The sequence below is a fragment of the Pseudomonas sp. p21 genome (genome assembly GCF_001642705.1).
Taxonomy (GTDB): domain Bacteria; phylum Pseudomonadota; class Gammaproteobacteria; order Pseudomonadales; family Pseudomonadaceae; genus Aquipseudomonas.
Genome location: NZ_LWBV01000001.1, coordinates 113814 through 132468 on the forward strand (window position 1 = coordinate 113814; position 18655 = coordinate 132468).

Consider the following 18655-nt stretch of genomic DNA (forward strand, 5'->3'; position numbering starts at 1 on the left):
CGCAATACCTGTGGGAGCGGCTTTAGCCGCGAACACCGGCGAAGCCGGTGCCATGCACCGTGTGGTCTTCTTCGCGGGTAAACCCGCTCCCACATGTCCAGCGGTGACTTTCAGCTTTGCGCAATACCTGTGGGAGCGGCTTTAGCCGCGAACACCGGCGAAGCCGGTGCCAGGCACCGAGTCGCCGGCTTCGCGGGCACGCCCGCTCCCACAGGTTCTGTGTTGCCTTTGAGGTGCAATCAGCGCACGCCCGGCGATACGATGATCTTCACGTTCTCCTCCTTGTTGTTCACCAGTTCCTCAAAGCCCAGCTCGACAATCTGCTCCAGTCCGATCCGCCCGGTCACCAGCGGGCGAATATCCAGCCTGCCGTCAGCGATGAAGGCAATCACATCGGCAAACTCGCCGTTATAGGCCAACGCCCCCAGCACCTGCTTTTCAGTGGACACCAGTTCGAAGAAGTTGAACTCGCTCGGCTCCTCGAATATCCCCACCAACACGCACTTGCCCGCCTTGCGGATGGTGTCGATGGCCAGCTTGGCCGTGTGCTTGTTGCCGATGCATTCAAAACTCACATCCGCTCCCAGCCCGGCAGTCAGCTTGCGGATTTCCGCCAAGGCGTCGCACTGGCTGGGGTCCAGCACTACGCTGGCGCCAACTTCTTTAGCCTTGGCCTTGCGCGCCGAGGACATTTCCAGGGCGATCACCTGCGCCGCCCCCGCTGCCTTGGCACACATGATGGTGCACAGGCCGATGGTGCCGGCGCCGACCACCACCACGGTCTGGCCTAGCAGGCTACCGGCCTTTTTCACCGCATGCATGCCCACCGCCAGCGGCTCGATCAGCGCCCCGGCCTCCGACGGGAAGCCCTGCGGTAGCCGATACAGCAGGTTGGCGGGCACGTTGACCAGCTCGGCGAAGGCGCCGTTGTTCATCAGGCCGGTGAAGGCCAGGCGCTCGCAGATGTTGTACAGGCCGTGGGTGCAGTAGTAGCAGGTGCCGCAATGCTGGCAGGCGTCCGCAGCCACCGGGTCACCGACGGCAAAACCTTCCACGCCTTCACCCAGCTTGGCAATCTGGCCGCAGAACTCGTGGCCGAGGATGCACTGGCCCTGGATGCCGGTCAGCGGGTGCGGTGCCTCCACCGGGATGAATACCGGGCCGGCGACGTATTCGTGCAGGTCGGAGCCGCAGATGCCGCACCAGTCCACCTTGATCTGCACCCATCCGGGCGCAGGGTCGGCCGGCAGGGGCACCTGTTCGACGCGAATGTCATTGCGGCCATGCCAGACGGCGGCGCGCATGTGGGTGTGGCTCAGGTCGTTCATGGGTTTTCTCCAGGCTCATGGAAAGGGCTTAGTGCTTGCGCAGGAATGCGAGCAGTTGCTGGTTGACCTGTTCGGCCGCTTCCATCTGCACCATGTGCCCAGCCTCAGGCAGCACCAGCACTTCAGCCTCCAGCCCTTCGGCATGGCTGGCCGGGATGATCGCGTCCTTGCCGCCCCACACCACCAGGGCCGGGTGTTGCCCCAGCACCCCGCGCAGGTCGTGGCGCTGCCGGTCGCCGTCGGCGATGGCCGATGCCAGCAGACGCAACGCGTCGTCCACCCCTTCCAGGCGCTTGAACTTGAGCATGTCCTCCAGCATCTGCCGGGTGACCAGTGTCGGGTCGGCAAACAGCTGCACCATCTGCGGCTTGAGGGCATTGCGGTTGGCGGCAGCGACGAAGCCTTGCAGGTACTGCCCGTTGATCGCCTCGCCCAGCCCGGCGCTGGCCACCAGGCTCAGGCTGGCCACCTGCTGCGGTGCCAGGCGCGCCACGTTCAGGCTGACTGCGCCGCCCATGGAGTGGCCGGCCAGGTGGGCCTTGGCGATGTCCAGGTGGTCGAGCAGGGCCAGCACGGTTTCGCTCAGTTCATCCAGGTCGCCGCGTTGCAGGGCCTTGCCCGACTCACCATGCCCCGGCAGGTCGAGGGCGATCACCCGCCGCTCGGCCGCCAACGCCGGGTGGTTGAACAGCCAGTTGTTGAGGTCGCCGCCAAAGCCGTGCACCAGCACCAGCGGCGTGCCGCCATCGCCCAGCTCGAACCAGCGCAGCAGGCGACCGCCCACTTCCGCCTTCTGTGGCACTGGCCCCTGGGCCTGGTCAGCGCCACCTTCGGCGACGAACTCGGCCTGGAAGCGCTGCACCACGGCATCGATTTCAGCCTCTTCGGCTTCCCCTTCCACCACCACTGCCAGCAGCGCACCGACCGGCAGGGTTTCATCCGGCCTGGCCACCTGGCGACGCAGTACGCCGCTGAACGGGGCTTCGACACTGCTGCTGATCTTGTCGGTCTCGACGTCCAGAACCTCGTCGCCCTTGTTGATTTCGTCACCTTCCTGCTTCAGCCAGGTGTCCACCCGGCCCTCGGTCATCGACAGGCCCCACTTGGGCATGGTCAGGGTATGGATCTGGCTCATGCGGCACTCCTTGCGGCTTCGATCACTTTGCGTACCGCAGCCTCGATCTTCGCCGCGTCAGGGATGTACAGGTCTTCCAGGGCATCGGAGAACGGCACGGGAGTATGCGGGGCGGTGACCATCTCGATCGGGCCCTTGAGCGCGCCGAAGGCCTTCTGTGCCACCAGGGCGCTGATGTCGGTGGCCATGGAGCAGCGAGGGTTGGCTTCGTCGATCACCACCAGGCGGCCGGTCTTTTCCACACTTTCCAGAATGCTGTCCTCGTCCAGCGGGCTGGTGGTGCGCAGGTCCAGCACCTCGCAGTCGATACCCTGGCGGGCCAGGTTGTTGGCGGCCTCCAGCGCTACATGCACCATGCGCCCATAGGTCACCAGGGTCACGTCGTCGCCATCCCGCAGGTAGTTGGCTTCGCCGAACGGCACGGTGTAGACCTCTTCCGGCACCTCGCCTTGCATGCTGTACAGCAGTTTGTGCTCGCAGAAGATCACCGGGTCGTTGTCGCGGATTGCCTGTATCAACAGGCCCTTGGCATCGTACGGCGAGGACGGGCAGACCACCTTCAGGCCGGGGATATGCGTCCATAGCGAGGTGAGCATCTGCGAGTGCTGGGCCGCTGCGCGCAGGCCAGCACCGTACATGGTGCGCATCACCAGCGGGGTGACCGCCTTGCCGCCGAACATGTAGCGGAACTTGGCGGCCTGGTTGAGGATCTGGTCCAGGCAGCAGCCGGCGAAGTCGACGAACATCAGCTCGCACACCGGGCGCAGGCCCTGGGTGGCGGCACCGACGGCGGCGCCGACGTAGCCGATTTCCGACAGCGGCGCGTCGAGCACGCGCCCCGGGAACTGGTGGTACAGGCCCTTGGTCACGCCGAGCACGCCACCCCAGGCGTCATCCTCGCCGGGGGCACCGGCGCCGCCGGCGACGTCTTCGCCAATGATGAACACTGTACTGTCGCGGCGCATTTCCTGGGCCAGGGCTTCGTTGATGGCCTGCTGGTAGCTGATCTTTCTTGCCATGGTGATTCTCCTGTTGTTCTTGTAATCCGCGGCTCAGGGGTAGGCGACGTAGACGTCGGTGAGCAGGTCGGCGGGCTGTGGCTTGGGATCGGACTTGGCGCGGCGCACAGCGTCTTCGATCAGGTCTTCGATGCGGGCGTCGATGGCGTCCAGTTGCGCTGCCGTGAGCAGGCCGGCGCGAGTGGTCTTGTTGCGGAACTGCATGAGGCAGTCGCGGGATTCGCGCAGGTTCTTCACTTCATCGGGGGCGCGGTAGGTTTGTGCATCGCCTTCGAAATGGCCGTAATAGCGGCTGAGCTTGACCTCGATCAGCGACGGGCCTTGCCCGGAACGTGCACGTTCGATGGCAGCGCCGGCGGCCTCGTACACGGCAAAGAAGTCGAAACCGTCGATGGTGACGCCAGGCATGCCGAAACCGGCAGCGCGGTCGGCGATATGGTCGCAGGCTACCGACCAGGTCGAGGCGGTGGCTTCGGCGTAGCCGTTGTTCTCGGCCACGAAGATGCACGGCAGGTTCATGATCGACGCCATGTTCATGGCTTCGAACACCGCGCCTTCGTTGGAAGCGCCATCGCCGAAGAAGGCCACCGACACATCGTCGTTGCCCTTGATCTTGGCCGCCAGCGCGGCCCCGGCTACTAGCGGTGCACCGGCACCGACGATGCCGTTGGCGCCGAGCATGCCTTTTTCCAGGTCGGCGATGTGCATCGAGCCGCCTTTGCCCCCGCACACGCCGGTCTTCTTGCCGTAGATTTCGGCCATCATGCCGTACACGTCGACACCCTTGGCGATGCAGTGGCCATGGCCACGGTGGGTCGAGGCGATGCAGTCGCTGTCGCGCAGGTGGGCCATGACACCGGCAGCTGAGGCTTCCTCACCGGCATACAGGTGGACGAAGCCGGGGATCTCGCCGGTGGCGAACTCCACGTGCAGGCGTTCTTCGAAGGCGCGGATGGTGCGCATCACTTCATAGGCATGCAGCAATTGTTCGGTACTGAGTTGATTGGACATCTTGTTGTTCTCCAGGGTTGTCTCAACACGGGTTTGCAGGGTGTAACCGGTGGCCGCGCGGTACGGCCAGCAGGTGATGGCGGGCGGCATGCGCCAGCACGGCCTCGACGTCCACGCTCAACGGGCCTTGGTGGTCGAGGGTGATGGTGGGGGTGTCGTGCTCGGCGAATTCGATTTCGCGTTCGCCGTCCAGCGCCAGCGTTCCGCTGGCCAGGCTCAGCCGGTGGGCGACGCCGGGCGTCAGCGGGCCGCTGGCGGTGATGCCGCAGCCTTGCAGCAGGCCGGGTGCCAGCGGCGCGAGCAGCGCTTGTTCGGCACCGGGGTTCAGGCGTACCCAGGCGCCGTGCGGGTCCTGGCGCGAAACCGGGCACCACAGGCCGCACAGGGCCGACAGGCCGATGGCATGGGGTTCGGCGAAACAGGCGAAGACTTCGCAGAGGTCCTCGCTGCGGCTGAGAGCCCGAGCGCCGATGAAGCGCTGGGGCGACACCGCCACCTCGACCAGGGCCCATTCGGCAAGCTGCTGCTCGGGCACCTTCACCAGCAGGCGCTTGTTGCGGCGCACGCCGATGGCGGCCGGTACCCGGCCGCTGGCGAGCAGGCCGCCAGCCAGGCCGGCACTGGTGGCTTCGCGCAGTTCGGGGAAGGCATTGTTGGTGCCGGTGGACAAGGTCAGCAGCGGTACGTCACCGGCCTCGGCGGCCACTGCCTTGTGGGTGCCGTCGCCGCCGAGCACGGCGATCATCGCCACGCCGCGCTCGAGCATGTGGCGGGTGGCCAGGCGGGTATCGGCAACGGTCTGGGTCAGCGGCAGGTCGAGTATTTCGATGGCCGGCCAGTGCTGGTCACGGGCTGCCGGGCCCCGGCTGGCCTTGAGCACGGCGGCGGCGATGCCGGTCATGTCGCTGGGCAGCAACACCTGGCCGATGCCGGTGGCACCAAAGGCAGCGAGCAGGCGCTGGATCGCCGAGGCCTTGTCGGTACTCGAGTAGAGCCCGGCGTTGGCGGTCAGGCGGCGCAGGTCGCGGCCAGAGGCAGGGTTGGCAATGATCCCGACGGTCGGGGCGGGTAGCGGCATGGCGCACCTCGTATTTTTGTTTGTCAGGGCAGGAGCAAGCGCGGTGCCAGCTTCATTTGAATTGACTGAAGTTGCCGCAATAGAGCGGTTTGCTTGCGCTTCGGCAGAGGCTGATGGTTGGGCTGGCGAGACGCCCGGTGCCAGCCCGGGGTCGAGGTTGCCGAGACGCTGAGACGCTGCGTCTCAAGCCGGCCGGTAATCACACAGTGCTTGTCGGGGCATGCCCGGAAGCGCTTAATGGCCGGACAACGATAAAAACAGCAACGAGAACCGGAGGGCCTGAATGCTTGCCGCGAACTCCCGAGCCCATGTCGACTGCGTCAGCAGGGTGTTGAAGAATGCCGACCGCCTGCCGCAGGCGCCGGTGCCACCGCTGATCCTCGATTCATGGCGCCGCTCCATGGAGCTGTACCGCCTCGACCCCGGGTCCCAGCAGGGGCCGCGCATCCTGTCCCAAAGCCTGCTAAACGAATGCCGCGAACGCGCCGAACTGTTCCTGCGCATTGCCAGCGATGCCGTGGCCCGCTTGCATGAGCGGGTACGCGGTGCCGACTACTGCGTGTTGCTCACCGATGCCCTGGGGCGCACCATCGATTACCGGGTCGAGTCGGCCATCCGCAACGACTGCCGCAAGGCCGGGCTGTACCTGGGCACCTGCTGGTCGGAGGGCGAGGAGGGCACCTGCGGCGTGGCGGCGGTGTTGACCAGCAAGGCCCCGGTCACGGTGCACAAGCGCGACCACTTCCGCGCTGCGTTCATTGGCCTGACCTGTACGGCGGCGCCGGTGTTCGACCCGCTGGGCGAGTTGCTGGGCGTCGTGGATGTCTCGGCCCTGCAGTCGCCGGACGACCGCCGTAGCCAGCACCTGATCCGCCAACTGGTCGAGCAGACCGCCCGCGAGATCGAAAATGCCTTCTTCATGCACAGCGCCCAGGGCCATTGGGTGATGCGCGCCCATGGCACGCCGGGTTATGTGGAAAGCCAGCCCGACTACTTGTTGGCCTGGGATGCCGATGGCCGCCTGCAGGCGATCAACAGCCTGGCGCGTCAGCGGTTGGTGGCGCACCTGGGGCGTTTGCCCGAGCACATTGGCGAGCTGTTCGACATGGACCAGCTGCGCCGTGTGAACGCATCGTCCGCTCAACGCCTGCCGGGCCTGGGTGGGCTGTACGGCCGGGTCAGCGCACCCCGCCAGCGCCAGCCTGCGCAGCCGTTGCGTCAGGCCCAGGACGCCCGCATCGAGCAGCACCTGCGGTTGGCCACACGGGTCAAGGACTGCAACCTGGCGGTGCTGGTGCAAGGCGAGACCGGGGCTGGCAAAGAGGTGTTCGCCCGCCAGCTGCACCAGCAAAGCCTGCGTCGCGATGGCCCGTTCGTCACCCTGAACTGCGCGGCCATTCCGGAAAGCCTGATCGAGAGCGAGCTGTTCGGCTATGTGGCCGGGGCCTTCACCGGTGCTTCCAGCAAAGGCATGCAGGGGCTGTTGCAGCAGGCCGATGGCGGCACGCTGTTCCTCGACGAAATCGGTGACATGCCGCTGAACCTGCAAACCCGGTTGCTGCGCGTGCTGGCCGAGGGTGAAGTGGCGCCGCTGGGCGCGGCGCGTCGGGAGCGGGTGGATATCCAGGTGATTTGCGCGACCCATCGTGATTTGGCGGCGATGGTGGAGGAGGGGCGTTTTCGTGAGGATTTGTACTTCCGCCTGGCCAATGCCCGGTTCGAGTTGCCGCCGCTGCGCGAGCGCGAGGACCGCCTGGGGCTGATTCACCAGTTGCTGGCCGAGGAGGCCGAGGCCTGTGGGGTTGAGGTGGTGCTGGCGGATGATGCGCTGCAGGCGCTGCTGGTTTACCGCTGGCCGGGGAATTTGCGCCAGCTGCGTCAGGTGTTGCGCTATGCCTGTGCGGTGAGTGAGGGCGGGCGGGTGCAGTTGCAGGACCTGCCGCAGGAGGTGCGGGGTGAGGCAGTTGGCTCGGCTGAAAGCGGGGTGTCGTGCCCGGCGCGGCAGTTGTTGCTGGATGCGCTGATCCGCCATCGCTGGAAGCCGGCCGATGCGGCGCGGGCTCTGGGGATATCGCGGGCGACCTTGTACCGGCGGGTTCATGAGCATCACATCGAGATGCCGCGGATGAAGGGCTGAGTCACGCGGACCTGTAGGAGCAGCCTTGTGCTGCGAAAGGGCCGGCATGAGCAACAAATTTGTTTGGGAAGTAATGGCCTCTTCGCAGCACAAGGCTGCTCCTACAGGGCTTCTGCCAAACCAGTGACCCATAAAAAAACCCCGGCACAAGTCCGGGGTTTCGGTACATCACACTACGCGATCACTCCTGGCTAGCCAGTTTGTGCTCGAGGTAGTGAATGTTGACGCCGCCTTTGCAGAAACCTTCATCACGCACCAGGTCGCGGTGCAGCGGGATGTTGGTCTTGATGCCGTCGACGACGATCTCGTCCAGGGCATTGCGCATGCGCGCCATGGCTTCGTCGCGGTCCTTGCCATAGGTGATCAGCTTGCCGATCAGCGAGTCGTAGTTCGGCGGAACCGAGTAACCGCTATACAGGTGCGAGTCCACACGCACGCCGTTGCCGCCCGGGGCGTGGAAGTGCTTCACCTTGCCTGGGCTCGGGATGAACTTCTTCGGGTCTTCGGCGTTGATACGGCATTCCAGCGCATGGCCACGGATCACCACGTCTTCCTGGCGGAACGACAGCTTGTTGCCAGCGGCGATGCTCAGCATCTCCTTGACGATGTCGATACCAGTGACCATCTCCGAAACCGGGTGCTCAACCTGCACGCGGGTGTTCATCTCGATGAAGTAGAAGCGGCCGTTTTCGTACAGGAACTCGAAAGTACCGGCACCACGGTAGCCAATCTCGATGCACGCATCGACGCAGCGCTTGAACACTTCCTGACGGGCTTTTTCATCGATGCCCGGGGCTGGTGCTTCTTCCAGCACCTTCTGGTGACGGCGCTGCAGCGAGCAGTCACGGTCACCCAGGTGGATGGCGTTGCCCTGGCCGTCGGACAGTACCTGTACTTCCACGTGGCGTGGGTTGGTCAGGAACTTCTCCAGATAGACCATCGGGTTGCCGAAGGCGGCACCGGCTTCGGTACGGGTGAGCTTGGCCGAGGCAATCAGGTCCTCTTCCTTGTGCACCACGCGCATGCCGCGACCACCACCGCCACCGGCGGCCTTGATGATCACCGGGTAGCCGACGTCACGAGCGATCGCCAGGGCGACTTCTTCGTCTTCCGGCAGCGGGCCATCGGAGCCCGGCACGGTCGGTACGCCCGACTTGATCATCGCGTCCTTGGCCGAAACCTTGTCGCCCATCAGGCGAATGGTGTCGGCTTTCGGGCCGATGAAGGCGAAACCGGATTTTTCCACCTGCTCGGCGAAGTCGGCGTTTTCCGCCAGGAAACCGTAGCCCGGGTGGATCGCGGTGGCGCCGGTCACTTCGGCGGCAGCGATGATCGCCGGGATATGCAGGTAGGAATCCTTGGACGATGCAGGGCCGATGCAGACCGACTCGTCTGCCAGGCCCAGGTGCATCAGTTCACGGTCGGCAGTGGAGTGCACGGCGACGGTCTTGATACCCAGCTCTTTGCAGGCACGCAGGATCCGCAGGGCAATTTCCCCGCGGTTGGCGATCAGGACTTTTTCGAGCTTCCCAGACATCGTTGGCTCTCCGCGATTCAAACGATGGTGAACAGCGGCTGGTCGAATTCAACCGGCTGGCCGTCTTCTACCAGGATGGCGTCGATGACACCGCCAACATCGGCTTCGATGTGGTTCATCATCTTCATGGCTTCAACGATGCACAGGGTGTCGCCTTTCTTCACGGACTGGCCAACTTCAGCGAAGTTCGGCGAGGTCGGCGAAGGCTTGCGGTAGAAGGTACCTACCATCGGCGAGCGGATCACGGTGCCTTTCAGGGCCGGGGCGGCGGCAGCGGCTTCAGCGGCCGGAGCGGCAGCGGCGGCGACCGGGGCAGCAACAGGGGCAGCGGCTACCGGAGCCGGTGCGAAGTACTGCTGGGCAGCTGGGGTCTTGCTGTGACGGCTGATACGGACCGACTCTTCGCCTTCCTTGATCTCCAGTTCGTCGATGCCAGACTCTTCCAGCAGCTCGATCAGTTTCTTGACTTTACGGATATCCATTAATCATCAACTCCCAAAGGTTCGGTCAGGGGGCGAAATACAAAAAAACGTATCTGAAACGTTTCTCTCGAACCCTGGCCCACTGAGGCCAGGGTTTTCATCATTTGGGCTGTGCGTTGGCAGCCAGTTGTTCCAGCGCGGACTCCAGGGCCAGGCGATAACCGCTGGCGCCCAGGCCGCATATCACCCCTACGGCAACATCGGAAAAGTAGGAGTGGTGGCGGAACGGTTCGCGTTTGTGCACGTTGGACAGGTGCACTTCGATGAATGGGATGCTCACCGCAAGCAATGCGTCACGTAATGCGACGCTTGTGTGGGTGAAAGCAGCCGGATTGATCAGGATGAAGTCCACACCCTCGTTGCGTGCGGCGTGAATGCGGTCGATCAGTTCGTATTCAGCGTTGCTCTGCAGGTACTGCAGATGGTGGCCCGCGGCGCGGGCACGTTGCTCCAGGTCCTGGTTGATCTGGGCCAGGGTCACGGCGCCGTAGTGGCCAGGCTCGCGGGTACCGAGCAGGTTGAGGTTGGGGCCGTGAAGCACCAGTAGCGTTGCCATCTGCGGATTCCTTGGATTTGTAGGGCAATTCGACACAGCGCGGCGAGTGTGCCGTAAAGCGACGGCAAGTGTCCAGTTCCCGGCAATAGCCAGCACGATGTCCGAGGTTCGCGCGAAGTATGTGACCAAATGATTAAGTTTGGTCACTGATTTCAGGATTTTTCACAGCTCGCGGGAAGTTATAGACCGACTTTGTCGCGTACGCGTGTCAGAATTTGCGCAAATTCACCGGCATTTATCTCGCCAATGACCCGATCAGCGGTTATTTCGCTACCGTTCGCGGCAAAGAACAACAGGGCAGGAGGGCCGAACAGCTGGTAGCGGTCGAGCAGGCTGCGTTGGTCGGCATTGCTCTCGGTGATGTCGAAACGCAGCAGTTTGAAGCCGGCCAACTGTGCTTGCACCTGCGGCGCGGTCAACACCTCGCGCTCGATCACCTTGCAGCTGATGCACCAGTCGGCGTACCAGTCCAGCAGTACCGGCTGGCCGGCCGCCTTGGCCTGGGCCAGTGCGGCGTCCAGTGCGGCGGGGGTGGTGATGGTCTGCCAGCTATCTGCCTGCACCGCCGGGCTGTTGCCGGTGGCCACAAGGGTTGCCGGCGGTAGCGGGCGCAGCGGGTCGCCCTGGCCGCTGAGGGCGCCGTACCAGCAGGCCAGGGCGTACACCAGCAAGGCCAGGCCAAGCAGTTGGGCCAGGCGCTGGCGTGCGGTCTTGACGACGAACTCGAGGGCGCCGAGGAACAGCGCCACGCCAGCGGCAAGGAACCCGACCAGCAGCAAGGTCACCGGGCCTGGCAACACACGGCTGAGCAAGCCGATGGCCAGGCCCAGCAGCAGGACGCCGATGGCGTTTTTCACCGTGTTCAGCCAAGGGCCGCTTTTCGGCAGCCAGGCCGCGCCACCGGTGGCCACCAGCAGCAATGGTGCGCCCATGCCCAGGCCCAGGGCGAACAGCTTGAGTGCGCCGCCCAGGGCATCGCCGCTGGCGCTGATGTACAGCAACGCACCGGCCAGGGGCGCCGACACACACGGCGAAACCAGCAGGCTGGAGAGTACGCCCAATATTGCCGCGCCCAGCAGCGAGCCGCCTCGGGTGTGACTGGCGACGTTGTTCAGGCGGTTGCTCAGGGCCTGCGGCAGCTTCAGTTCGAACAGGCCGAACATGGCCAGGGCAAACACCACGAAGAACAGCGCAAAAGGCACCAGCACCCAGGCCGACTGCAGGCGTGCCTGCAGGTTCAGGCCGGCGCCGAACAGCCCCATGAGGGCACCGAGTACCGCGAAGCTGGCCGCCATGGGCAGCACATAGGCCAGTGACAGCGCCAGCCCGCGCAGGCCGCCGGCCTGGCCACGCAGTACCACGCCGGAGAGGATCGGCAGCATCGGCAGCACGCAGGGCGTGAAGGTCAGGCCGACCCCGGCGAGGAAGAACAGCAGCAGCGACTTCCAGGTCCAGGCGTGTTCAGCGGTGGCCGGGGCGCTTGCGCCGCCTTCGCCATCGATGCTCAGGCGTGCGGTTTCCGGTGGGTAGCACAGGCCTTTGTCGGCGCAGCCCTGGTAGCCCACCAGCAGGGTGAAGGCACGCGGGTCGTTGCGCGGCAACTCGATATCGAGCACGCCGTGGTACACCTCGACATCGCCGAAGAATTCATCGTGCTTGGCCTCGCCCTTGGGGATGTTTGGTGTGCCCAGGGCAATGTCGGCCGGTTCGGTGCGGAACTGGAAGCGATGGCGGTAGAGGTAGTAGCCATCGGTGGCGACGAAGCGCAGCTTGATGGTTTGCGCATCGGCCTGCACCAGGTTGAGCTTGAAGGCCTCGTGTACCGGCAGGAAGTCGGCGTTGTTGGCCAGCGAAGCGGCGCCGAGGGTGGCACTGGGGCGGTTGTCGAGCAGGCCCGTGGCGAAGGCAGGGCTGGCCAGCAGCAGGAACAGCAGGAAAAACAGGCGGCGCATGGCGGACTCGCGAGGTGGAACGTGCTGGGCATGATAGCGGAGTTGGTGCAGGTTGGGGCCATGCAGGCGGAAGGGGCGACACATGGCCGCTGGCTCATGTGCTGCCTGTGCCGGCCTCTTCGCGGGTAAACCCGCTCTCACCTCGAGCGCATAGGCTATCCCTGTGGGAGCGGGTTTACCCGCGAAGAGGCCAGTACAGCCCAACCTAGACTCTGAAGGCCCGCACCGCCCGGTTCAGTTCATCCCCCAAACTCAGCAACTGCTCGCCTTGCTCACGCCCCTCGCCAATGCGCTGCAGGTTGTCCTCACCCAACTCATGTATCCGCTCGCTGTGGTCGCGAATCTCGCTCACGGCACCGCTCTGCTGCGCCGTGACATCGGCAATCCGCACCGCAGTGTCCGAAATGGTGCGAATGGCACAGACAATCTCGTCCAGTGCCCCGTCCGCCGCCTGGGCCTGGTTGGCCGTGGCCTCGGCATGCTCAAGTTGCGCGCGCATCCCGGCCACCGAACTTCTGGCTGCCTGCTGCAAGCGGTCGATCAAGGCCTGAATCTCGCCGGTAGCCCCGGTGGTGCGCTGCGCCAGCGAACGCACCTCATCGGCCACCACGGCAAAACCACGGCCCATCTCACCGGCCCGGGCCGCTTCGATCGCGGCATTCAGCGCCAGCAGGTTGGTCTGCTCGGCAATCGAGCGGATCACTGTCAGCACGCCGCCGATGGTGGCCGACTCTTCCGCCAGTTGTTCGATCATGCGGGCGTTGCCCTGCACTTCATCGACCAGCTCACGCAAGCCCGACAGGCTCTGGCCAATCACCGCCTGGCCTTGCTCCACTGCACGCCCGGCATCGCGGCTGGCGTCGGCGGCGGCGCTGGCGTCGCCGGCCACTTGCTGGATGGTCGCTTCCAGTTCGCCCAGGGCATCGCGAATCTGCCCGGTGTCGCCGGCCTGGCGCTCGGCGCCGTCATGCAGGGCGGCGCTCATGCCGGCCAGGGCGTGGCTGCTGCCAGCCACCTGCTCGGCGTTGTGGCGGATGGTGCCGACCAGCTCCACCAGGTACTGGCGCAGGCGGTTGAGCGATTCCTGGATGTCGCGCAATTCGCGGTTGGTCTTGCCCAGGGCGATGGCCTCGGCGAAGTCGCCCTCGGCCCAGCGTGACAGGGCCGGGGCCAGGCCGGTCAGGGTGCGCGCCAGGCGCCTTTGCAAGGTGTCGATCAGCAGGGCGATAAGCAGGATCAGGCCGATCATCAGGCCCTGGATGATGCGCACTTCGGCGGCAATTTTCGCGTGCTGGCCGCGTACCTCGGGCTCCAGCGCCGCGATGGCCTGCTGTACGGCCTCCAGGCGCTGGCTGGTGCTGGCGGCCAGGGCGACGCGGCGCTCGATCTGTTCGCGGGTGCGCTGCAGTTCGGCCGGGTAGCGGCTGAGCAGGCTCTGCAGTTCGCGTTTGAGGCCAACGGCAATGTCTTCCTGCTGGGCGCTGGCCTGGGTTTCCAGGCCCATCATTGCGGCGAAGTCGTCGGCACCGGATTCGGCGGTACGGGTTACGCCCAGCAAGGGCAAGGCGTCGATCGCCTGGGCCTGGGCGCGGATCAGTTGCAGCTCGCGCTCCACTTCGTCGGCCAGTTCCGGGCGGCCGCTGCTGACCAGCTTGTCCCGGGCCAGCGACAGGCGGCCGAGGTGCACGGTGGCGTCGAGCAATGGCACCAGGTAGCGGTTGGCGTCGGCGCTGCCGCTGTCACGGGCGTAGCCGGCCAGTTGTTCGAAGTTGGCTCCCAGTTCCCGCTCGGCCTGCAGCAGCAGGGCTTGGGGATCGCCGGCCAGCTTGCCGGCGGCCAGTAGCTCCTCGGCGGTAAAGGCCTGCAGGCTATCCAGGCTGGGGCGCAGTTTGTCGGCCAGCTCAGTGGGCCACTCGGCCAGCGCGGCCTGCAGTTTCTGGTTGGCCTCCATGGCCGCGGCGTGACGCAGGGCATCACCGCTGCCCAGGTAGGCCTGGATGTTGCGGGCCGCCTGGTTCTGGAACTGCTGGGACAGGCCCAGGTAGCGCTCCATCAACTGGTAGGGGCGCTCCAGGGCACGCTGCGACCACCACAAGGTGGCGCCCAGAGCAATACACACGGTTACCAGCAACAGGGTGTTGAAATTGGTCAGCCACTTCAGGCGCATAGCCGCGAGCTTCCTGCGGGGAGGGGGAGAGGTCGGTGGCTGAAGTTATTGCGATTTTGTGACGGGGTGATGACTGCAGGGGGTTGGCGTCGTAAAAAAGTGGCACAGTGCCTGTATCTGCATTGCCTGTACTGGCCTCTTCGCGGGCTTGCCCGCTCCTACAGGATATCTACCAGACCTGAATGCAGCGCAATCCCTGTGGGAGCGGGCAAGCCCGCGAAGAGGCCGGTACAGGCGATGAAGAACTCAGGGCTCTACACGCACCACGCAATTGCGCCCGGCATGCTTGGCCCGGTACAGCGCCTCGTCCGCCGCACTGGCCATGGTCAGCGCATCCAGCCCCTCATCCAGCTGCACCACGCCTGCACTGAAGGTGCACTGCAAGTCCCGAGGCTGCGCCGGGTAGAGAATCTCGGCAAAGCGCCGGCGGATTTCGTCCAGCACCTTGTGCGCCGCGTCCAGCGCGGTATCGGGCATGACAACGGCGAACTCTTCGCCACCATAACGGCCAATGAAATCGGTCTTGCGCAAGCGCTGCTTGAGAAACAGCGCCAGGCTCTTGATCACCCGGTCGCCCATGGGGTGGCCGTGGCGGTCGTTGATCTTCTTGAAGTGGTCGATGTCGAGCATGGCAAAGCTCAACGGCTGCTGCTCACGTCGGGCGCGGAAGCTGCAGTCCTCCAGCAGTTGCAGGATGTGGGTGTGGTTGTACAGCCCGGTCAGGCTGTCGCGCACCATGCGCGCCTTCAGGTGCCGGGCACGGGCGGCGCGGTTGCGCACGGTGGTGATCAGGTGGCGTGAGCGAAACGGTTTGGTCAGGAAGTCATCACCGCCTTCGCTCATGGCATCCAGTTGCTTGTCCAGGTCGTCCTCGGCGGACAGGTAGATGATCGGCACGCTCACATAACGGTCGCTGTGGCGGATCACCTTGGCCAGCTCAGGGCCGGTGCAGGCCGGCATGTACAGGTCGAGGATGATCAGGTCGGGCTGGAACTCGGCCAGCTCGGCCATGGTGCGGATCGGGTCGGTCAGGCTGCGGGTGAGCATGCCGGCGCTGGCCAGCACACGCTCGGTGTACAAGGCCTGGGTGCGCGAGTCGTCGATGATCAGCACGCGTAACGGGTCGTGCTGGGCGGCATTGGTCAGCAGTTCGACCTTTTCCAGCAGGCTGGAGGCTTCCAGGGTGCCGGTGAGGAAGTCCTGGCCACCGGCGCGCACGGCGGCCAGGCGGGTCGGCGTGTCGGTTTCGTGGTGGCTGAAGAACAGCAGCGGTATATGCCGGGCCAGCCCCTGCTGCACCTGGGCAGCCAGCAGCAGGCCTTGGCCGGCGCCACTGAAGTCGACATCCATGATGATGGCCGAAGGCGGGCATTCCTCGATCGAGGCGTGAAACGCCGCGGCGCTGGCCAGCGCCTGCACCACCAGGCCAAAGAATTCCAGTTGTTGGGCCAGGCGCTGGGCACGCTCGTGGTCCTGCAGCAGGATGTACACCGGCTTGCGCAGGGGCGGTAGCAGCACCTGATCGAGCGGGTCGTCCTTGCGCAGGCCGCTACGCGTCAGCTGTTGGGCGGGGCACTGCGGGCTCGGCTCGACTGCTTGGCTCATGTCCTGGCTACTTGTAGGTTGGGATGTGCAGGGGCAATGATGGCTCTATGCTAGCAGCTCTTTCCAGATGCGTGAGTGCCCTGCATCAACAAAGCGGGCAGAACGAATATTCAGTTTCTGACCGATTGGTCGCTTATGCGTAAGGCGGTGTCTGCTTTATAGTGCTGCCACGCGGGCTTGCCGTGGCACCCTGGCGCAGGCCTGTGGTCCAAGCCCCTGAACCGTCGTGACTGATAAGGACAAAGCCATGCTGGACTGGAAAAACCGCGAGGCCAAAGCCGAGCCCCGCGAGCGTGTCGACGGCCGTGGCGCCGCCGCCCGTAGCTACCTTGGCGGCCTCTGGAGCCGTGCCCTGGGGACCCTGATCGGGTTGTACCTGCTGGTGTGTATCGGCCTGGGCTGGTACTGGAGCCAGGAGCCGGACCTGTTCCCGGTGCAGCAGAACGCCCAGGCCGCCGCCGAGCGCACTGGCCAGCAGATGGTGGTGGGCTACACCACTATCGAAACCCTCAAGACCGTGGCCGGCACCTTGCTGAACAAGCCGGGTGGCTACATTTCCAACGACCGCTTCCCGCCAGGGCTGTGGATGGACAACATGCCGAGCTGGGAATATGGCGTGCTGGTCCAGGTGCGCGACCTGTCCCGTGCCCTGCGCAAGGACTTTGCCCGTTCGCAGTCGCAGTCCACCGAAGACGCCGACCTGGCCAAGGCCGAGCCGCGTTTCAACTTCGACAACAAGAGCTGGATCTTGCCGTCGAGCGAGTCGGAGTTCGAAGAGGGCATCAAGTCGCTGACCCGATACCAGACCCGTCTGGCTGCCGGCGACAAGGGCGCGATCTTCTACACCCGTGCCGACAACCTGAACAACTGGCTGGGTGACGTGGCCACCCGCCTGGGCTCGCTGTCGCAGCGCCTGTCGGCCAGCGTTGGCCGGGTCAAGCTCAACACCACGCTGAAGACCGAGTCGCTGGTCGCCGGCCAGGCGCCGCAGGTGGACGAGGAATTGGTGGAAACCCCGTGGCTGCAGATCGACAACGTGTTCTACGAAGCCCGTGGCCAGGCCTGGGCGCTGTCGCACCTGCTGCGCGCCATCGAGGTGGACTTTGCCGACGTGCTGGCGAAGAAGAACGCCACGGTCAGCGTGCGCCAGATCATCCGTGAGCTGGAAGCCTCGCAAGAAGCGCTGTGGAGCCCGATGGTGCTCAACGGCAGCGGCTTCGGCATGTGGGCCAACCACTCGCTGGTCATGGCCAACTACATTTCCCGGGCCAACGCCGCGGTCATCGACCTGCGTCAGTTGCTGTCGCAGGGTTGATGATGGCTATCAGCCCAAACGAGGCCGCCCACCGGGCGGCTTCCGACCGCGAACTGGTCACCTGGGTGGACGAAGCCGACCAGGTGCTGGGGGCCTTGCCCCGCGCCGAACTGCGCGAGCGCGGCCTGATCGGGCGTTGCACGTTCATTCTGCTGTTCAACAGCGCCGGTGAGCTGTGCGTGCACCGGCGCACCCTGAGCAAGGCGCTGTACCCGGGGTACTGGGATGTGGCGGCAGGCGGCATGGTGACGGCCGGGGAGGCGTATGCCGATTCGGCTGCGCGGGAGCTGGCCGAGGAGCTGGGGATCGACGGTGTGGAGCTGCGCTTTCATGAGCGGTTCTACTTCGACCAGCCGGATAACCGCTTGTGGTGTGCGGTGTATTCGGCGGTTTCGGATGCGCCGTTGCGGCTGCAGCCGGAAGAGGTGATCGAGGCGCGCTTCATTGGCCTGGAACAGGCTGAAGAGGAGAGCCTGACGAAGCCGTATTGCCCGGACTCGTTGGCGGCGTTGCAGCGCTATAAAACCAGCCTGGGATAGTTGTTTTGGCGGTGCCGGCCCTTTCGCGGGCACGCCCGCTCCCACAGGGACTGTGCAGTGTTCGAGAGCGGCGCCGTACTTGTGGGAGCGGGCGTGCCCGCGAAGGGGTCGCAAAACATTCGCAAAATGCCGCAATCCAGTACTTAGCAACAGCCGGATTTATCGTTAAACTGCGCGCCCTTTTCGGGCTGCCGCAGGTCTTGCGGTGGTAGCGCCGCCCCTGCCAGAGTGGGGCTTCGCGGTCGGGCTCAACCCCCTGGGGCCGACCAGTTTTTGTCCTCAGCACAGAGGAACAAAAGTGGCCAAGAAAGCTTCTTCCTTCGCCGCCCTTGGCGGTCTCGTTTACTCCACCGACGCCGGTCGGCACTGCCCCGACTGTGGCCAGCCGGTGGATGCCTGTACCTGCAAGCAGCAAATCATCCCCGAAGGCGATGGCATTGCCCGTGTGCGCCGCGAAAGCAAAGGGCGTGGCGGCAAGACCGTGACCACCGTCACCGGCGTGCCGCTGCCGCTCGACCAGCTCAAGGAGCTGGCCTCTACCCTCAAGCGCCGCTGCGGTACCGGTGGCGCCCTGAAGGATGGGGTCATCGAAATCCAGGGCGACCATGTCGAGCTGCTGATCGGTGAGCTGACCAAGCAGGGTTTCAAGGCGAAAAAGTCCGGCGGCTGATGCGGCCACGCGATTTTTTGCCCAGTGCTTTCTAAACTCGTTGCCGTGACCAGGGTCTATCCCAGGGCACGGACGAATCGTCATTTTTGGCTTTTACACTGCGCCCGCCTCCTTGCGGGGCAGT

Annotated in this window: 14 protein-coding genes and 1 pseudogene; 4 read left to right on the forward strand and 11 right to left on the reverse strand. The window is 65.0% G+C overall.

Annotated features, from left to right (window positions below; translation table 11 throughout):
* Positions 1-239 precede the first annotated feature (239 nt).
* From A4C63_RS00635 to A4C63_RS00655, 5 genes and pseudogenes are all read right to left on the reverse strand, one after another.
* Positions 240-1304 carry a 2,3-butanediol dehydrogenase gene (locus A4C63_RS00635; protein ID WP_233688305.1) on the reverse strand — a complete coding sequence of 355 codons (1065 nt, stop codon included), beginning with the start codon at positions 1302-1304 and terminating at the stop codon, positions 240-242.
* 52 nt (positions 1305-1356) lie between these two features.
* The gene (locus A4C63_RS00640; RefSeq protein WP_063911094.1) at positions 1357-2463 is read right to left on the reverse strand and encodes an acetoin dehydrogenase dihydrolipoyllysine-residue acetyltransferase subunit; all 1107 of its coding nucleotides are present in this window, start codon (positions 2461-2463) and stop codon (positions 1357-1359) included.
* Positions 2460-3482 (reverse strand): alpha-ketoacid dehydrogenase subunit beta, encoded by a 1023-nt coding sequence (locus A4C63_RS00645; RefSeq protein ID WP_063911095.1) that lies wholly within the window; start codon positions 3480-3482, stop codon positions 2460-2462. The genes A4C63_RS00640 and A4C63_RS00645 overlap by 4 nt, the downstream gene beginning before the upstream one ends.
* 33 nt (positions 3483-3515) lie before the next feature.
* Entirely contained in the window at positions 3516-4493 is a 978-nt protein-coding gene (locus A4C63_RS00650) for a thiamine pyrophosphate-dependent dehydrogenase E1 component subunit alpha (RefSeq protein WP_063911736.1), read from the reverse strand.
* Between the two features lie 38 nt (positions 4494-4531).
* Positions 4532-5571, reverse strand: a pseudogene (locus A4C63_RS00655) (ATP-NAD kinase family protein); the annotation flags it as partial.
* A gap of 283 nt (positions 5572-5854) precedes the next feature.
* Here A4C63_RS00655 and A4C63_RS00660 point away from each other — a divergent pair.
* A complete protein-coding gene (locus tag A4C63_RS00660) occupies positions 5855-7708 on the forward strand; it encodes a sigma-54-dependent Fis family transcriptional regulator (RefSeq protein WP_063911097.1) in 1854 nt (617 codons plus the stop codon).
* 181 nt (positions 7709-7889) lie between these two features.
* Here A4C63_RS00660 and accC read toward each other — a convergent pair whose 3' ends face one another.
* From accC to A4C63_RS00690, 6 genes are all read right to left on the reverse strand, one after another.
* A complete protein-coding gene (accC, locus tag A4C63_RS00665; protein WP_046615992.1) occupies positions 7890-9245 on the reverse strand; it encodes an acetyl-CoA carboxylase biotin carboxylase subunit in 1356 nt (451 codons plus the stop codon).
* A 17-nt stretch (positions 9246-9262) separates the two neighbouring features.
* Positions 9263-9727 (reverse strand): acetyl-CoA carboxylase biotin carboxyl carrier protein, encoded by a 465-nt coding sequence (gene accB / locus A4C63_RS00670; protein WP_063911098.1) that lies wholly within the window; start codon positions 9725-9727, stop codon positions 9263-9265.
* 100 nt (positions 9728-9827) lie between these two features.
* Positions 9828-10283: a type II 3-dehydroquinate dehydratase gene (gene aroQ / locus A4C63_RS00675; protein WP_003255330.1), complete on the reverse strand. Its 456-nt coding sequence runs from the start codon at positions 10281-10283 to the stop codon at positions 9828-9830.
* Positions 10284-10462: 179 nt separating this feature from the next.
* Entirely contained in the window at positions 10463-12235 is a 1773-nt protein-coding gene (locus A4C63_RS00680) for a protein-disulfide reductase DsbD (protein ID WP_063911737.1), read from the reverse strand.
* 205 nt (positions 12236-12440) lie between these two features.
* A complete protein-coding gene (locus A4C63_RS00685) occupies positions 12441-14402 on the reverse strand; it encodes a methyl-accepting chemotaxis protein (RefSeq protein ID WP_063911099.1) in 1962 nt (653 codons plus the stop codon).
* Positions 14403-14648: 246 nt separating this feature from the next.
* Positions 14649-16007: a diguanylate cyclase gene (locus A4C63_RS00690; RefSeq protein ID WP_063911100.1), complete on the reverse strand. Its 1359-nt coding sequence runs from the start codon at positions 16005-16007 to the stop codon at positions 14649-14651.
* A gap of 247 nt (positions 16008-16254) precedes the next feature.
* On the opposite strand from A4C63_RS00690, the gene A4C63_RS00695 reads away from it, so the two are divergent.
* From A4C63_RS00695 to A4C63_RS00705, 3 genes are all read left to right on the forward strand, one after another.
* Positions 16255-17322, forward strand: a complete 1068-nt coding sequence (locus A4C63_RS00695) for a DUF2333 family protein (protein ID WP_063911101.1) — start codon at positions 16255-16257, stop codon at positions 17320-17322.
* Between the two features lie 2 nt (positions 17323-17324).
* Entirely contained in the window at positions 17325-17861 is a 537-nt protein-coding gene (locus A4C63_RS00700; protein ID WP_063911102.1) for an NUDIX hydrolase, read from the forward strand.
* 298 nt (positions 17862-18159) lie between these two features.
* Positions 18160-18531 carry a translation initiation factor Sui1 gene (locus A4C63_RS00705; RefSeq protein ID WP_063911103.1) on the forward strand — a complete coding sequence of 124 codons (372 nt, stop codon included), beginning with the start codon at positions 18160-18162 and terminating at the stop codon, positions 18529-18531.
* The last annotated feature ends 124 nt before the right edge of the window (positions 18532-18655 follow it).

Coding starts and splice junctions, on each gene's coding strand:
- A4C63_RS00635 (WP_233688305.1), bottom strand. CDS start 1,304: ATGCGCGCCGCCGTCTGGCATGGCCGCAATGACATTCGCGTCGAACAG.
- A4C63_RS00640 (WP_063911094.1), bottom strand. CDS start 2,463: ATGAGCCAGATCCATACCCTGACCATGCCCAAGTGGGGCCTGTCGATG.
- A4C63_RS00645 (WP_063911095.1), bottom strand. CDS start 3,482: ATGGCAAGAAAGATCAGCTACCAGCAGGCCATCAACGAAGCCCTGGCC.
- A4C63_RS00650 (WP_063911736.1), bottom strand. CDS start 4,493: ATGTCCAATCAACTCAGTACCGAACAATTGCTGCATGCCTATGAAGTG.
- A4C63_RS00660 (WP_063911097.1), top strand. CDS start 5,855: ATGCTTGCCGCGAACTCCCGAGCCCATGTCGACTGCGTCAGCAGGGTG.
- accC (WP_046615992.1), bottom strand. CDS start 9,245: ATGTCTGGGAAGCTCGAAAAAGTCCTGATCGCCAACCGCGGGGAAATT.
- accB (WP_063911098.1), bottom strand. CDS start 9,727: ATGGATATCCGTAAAGTCAAGAAACTGATCGAGCTGCTGGAAGAGTCT.
- aroQ (WP_003255330.1), bottom strand. CDS start 10,283: ATGGCAACGCTACTGGTGCTTCACGGCCCCAACCTCAACCTGCTCGGT.
- A4C63_RS00680 (WP_063911737.1), bottom strand. CDS start 12,235: ATGCGCCGCCTGTTTTTCCTGCTGTTCCTGCTGCTGGCCAGCCCTGCC.
- A4C63_RS00685 (WP_063911099.1), bottom strand. CDS start 14,402: ATGCGCCTGAAGTGGCTGACCAATTTCAACACCCTGTTGCTGGTAACC.
- A4C63_RS00690 (WP_063911100.1), bottom strand. CDS start 16,007: ATGAGCCAAGCAGTCGAGCCGAGCCCGCAGTGCCCCGCCCAACAGCTG.
- A4C63_RS00695 (WP_063911101.1), top strand. CDS start 16,255: ATGCTGGACTGGAAAAACCGCGAGGCCAAAGCCGAGCCCCGCGAGCGT.
- A4C63_RS00700 (WP_063911102.1), top strand. CDS start 17,325: ATGGCTATCAGCCCAAACGAGGCCGCCCACCGGGCGGCTTCCGACCGC.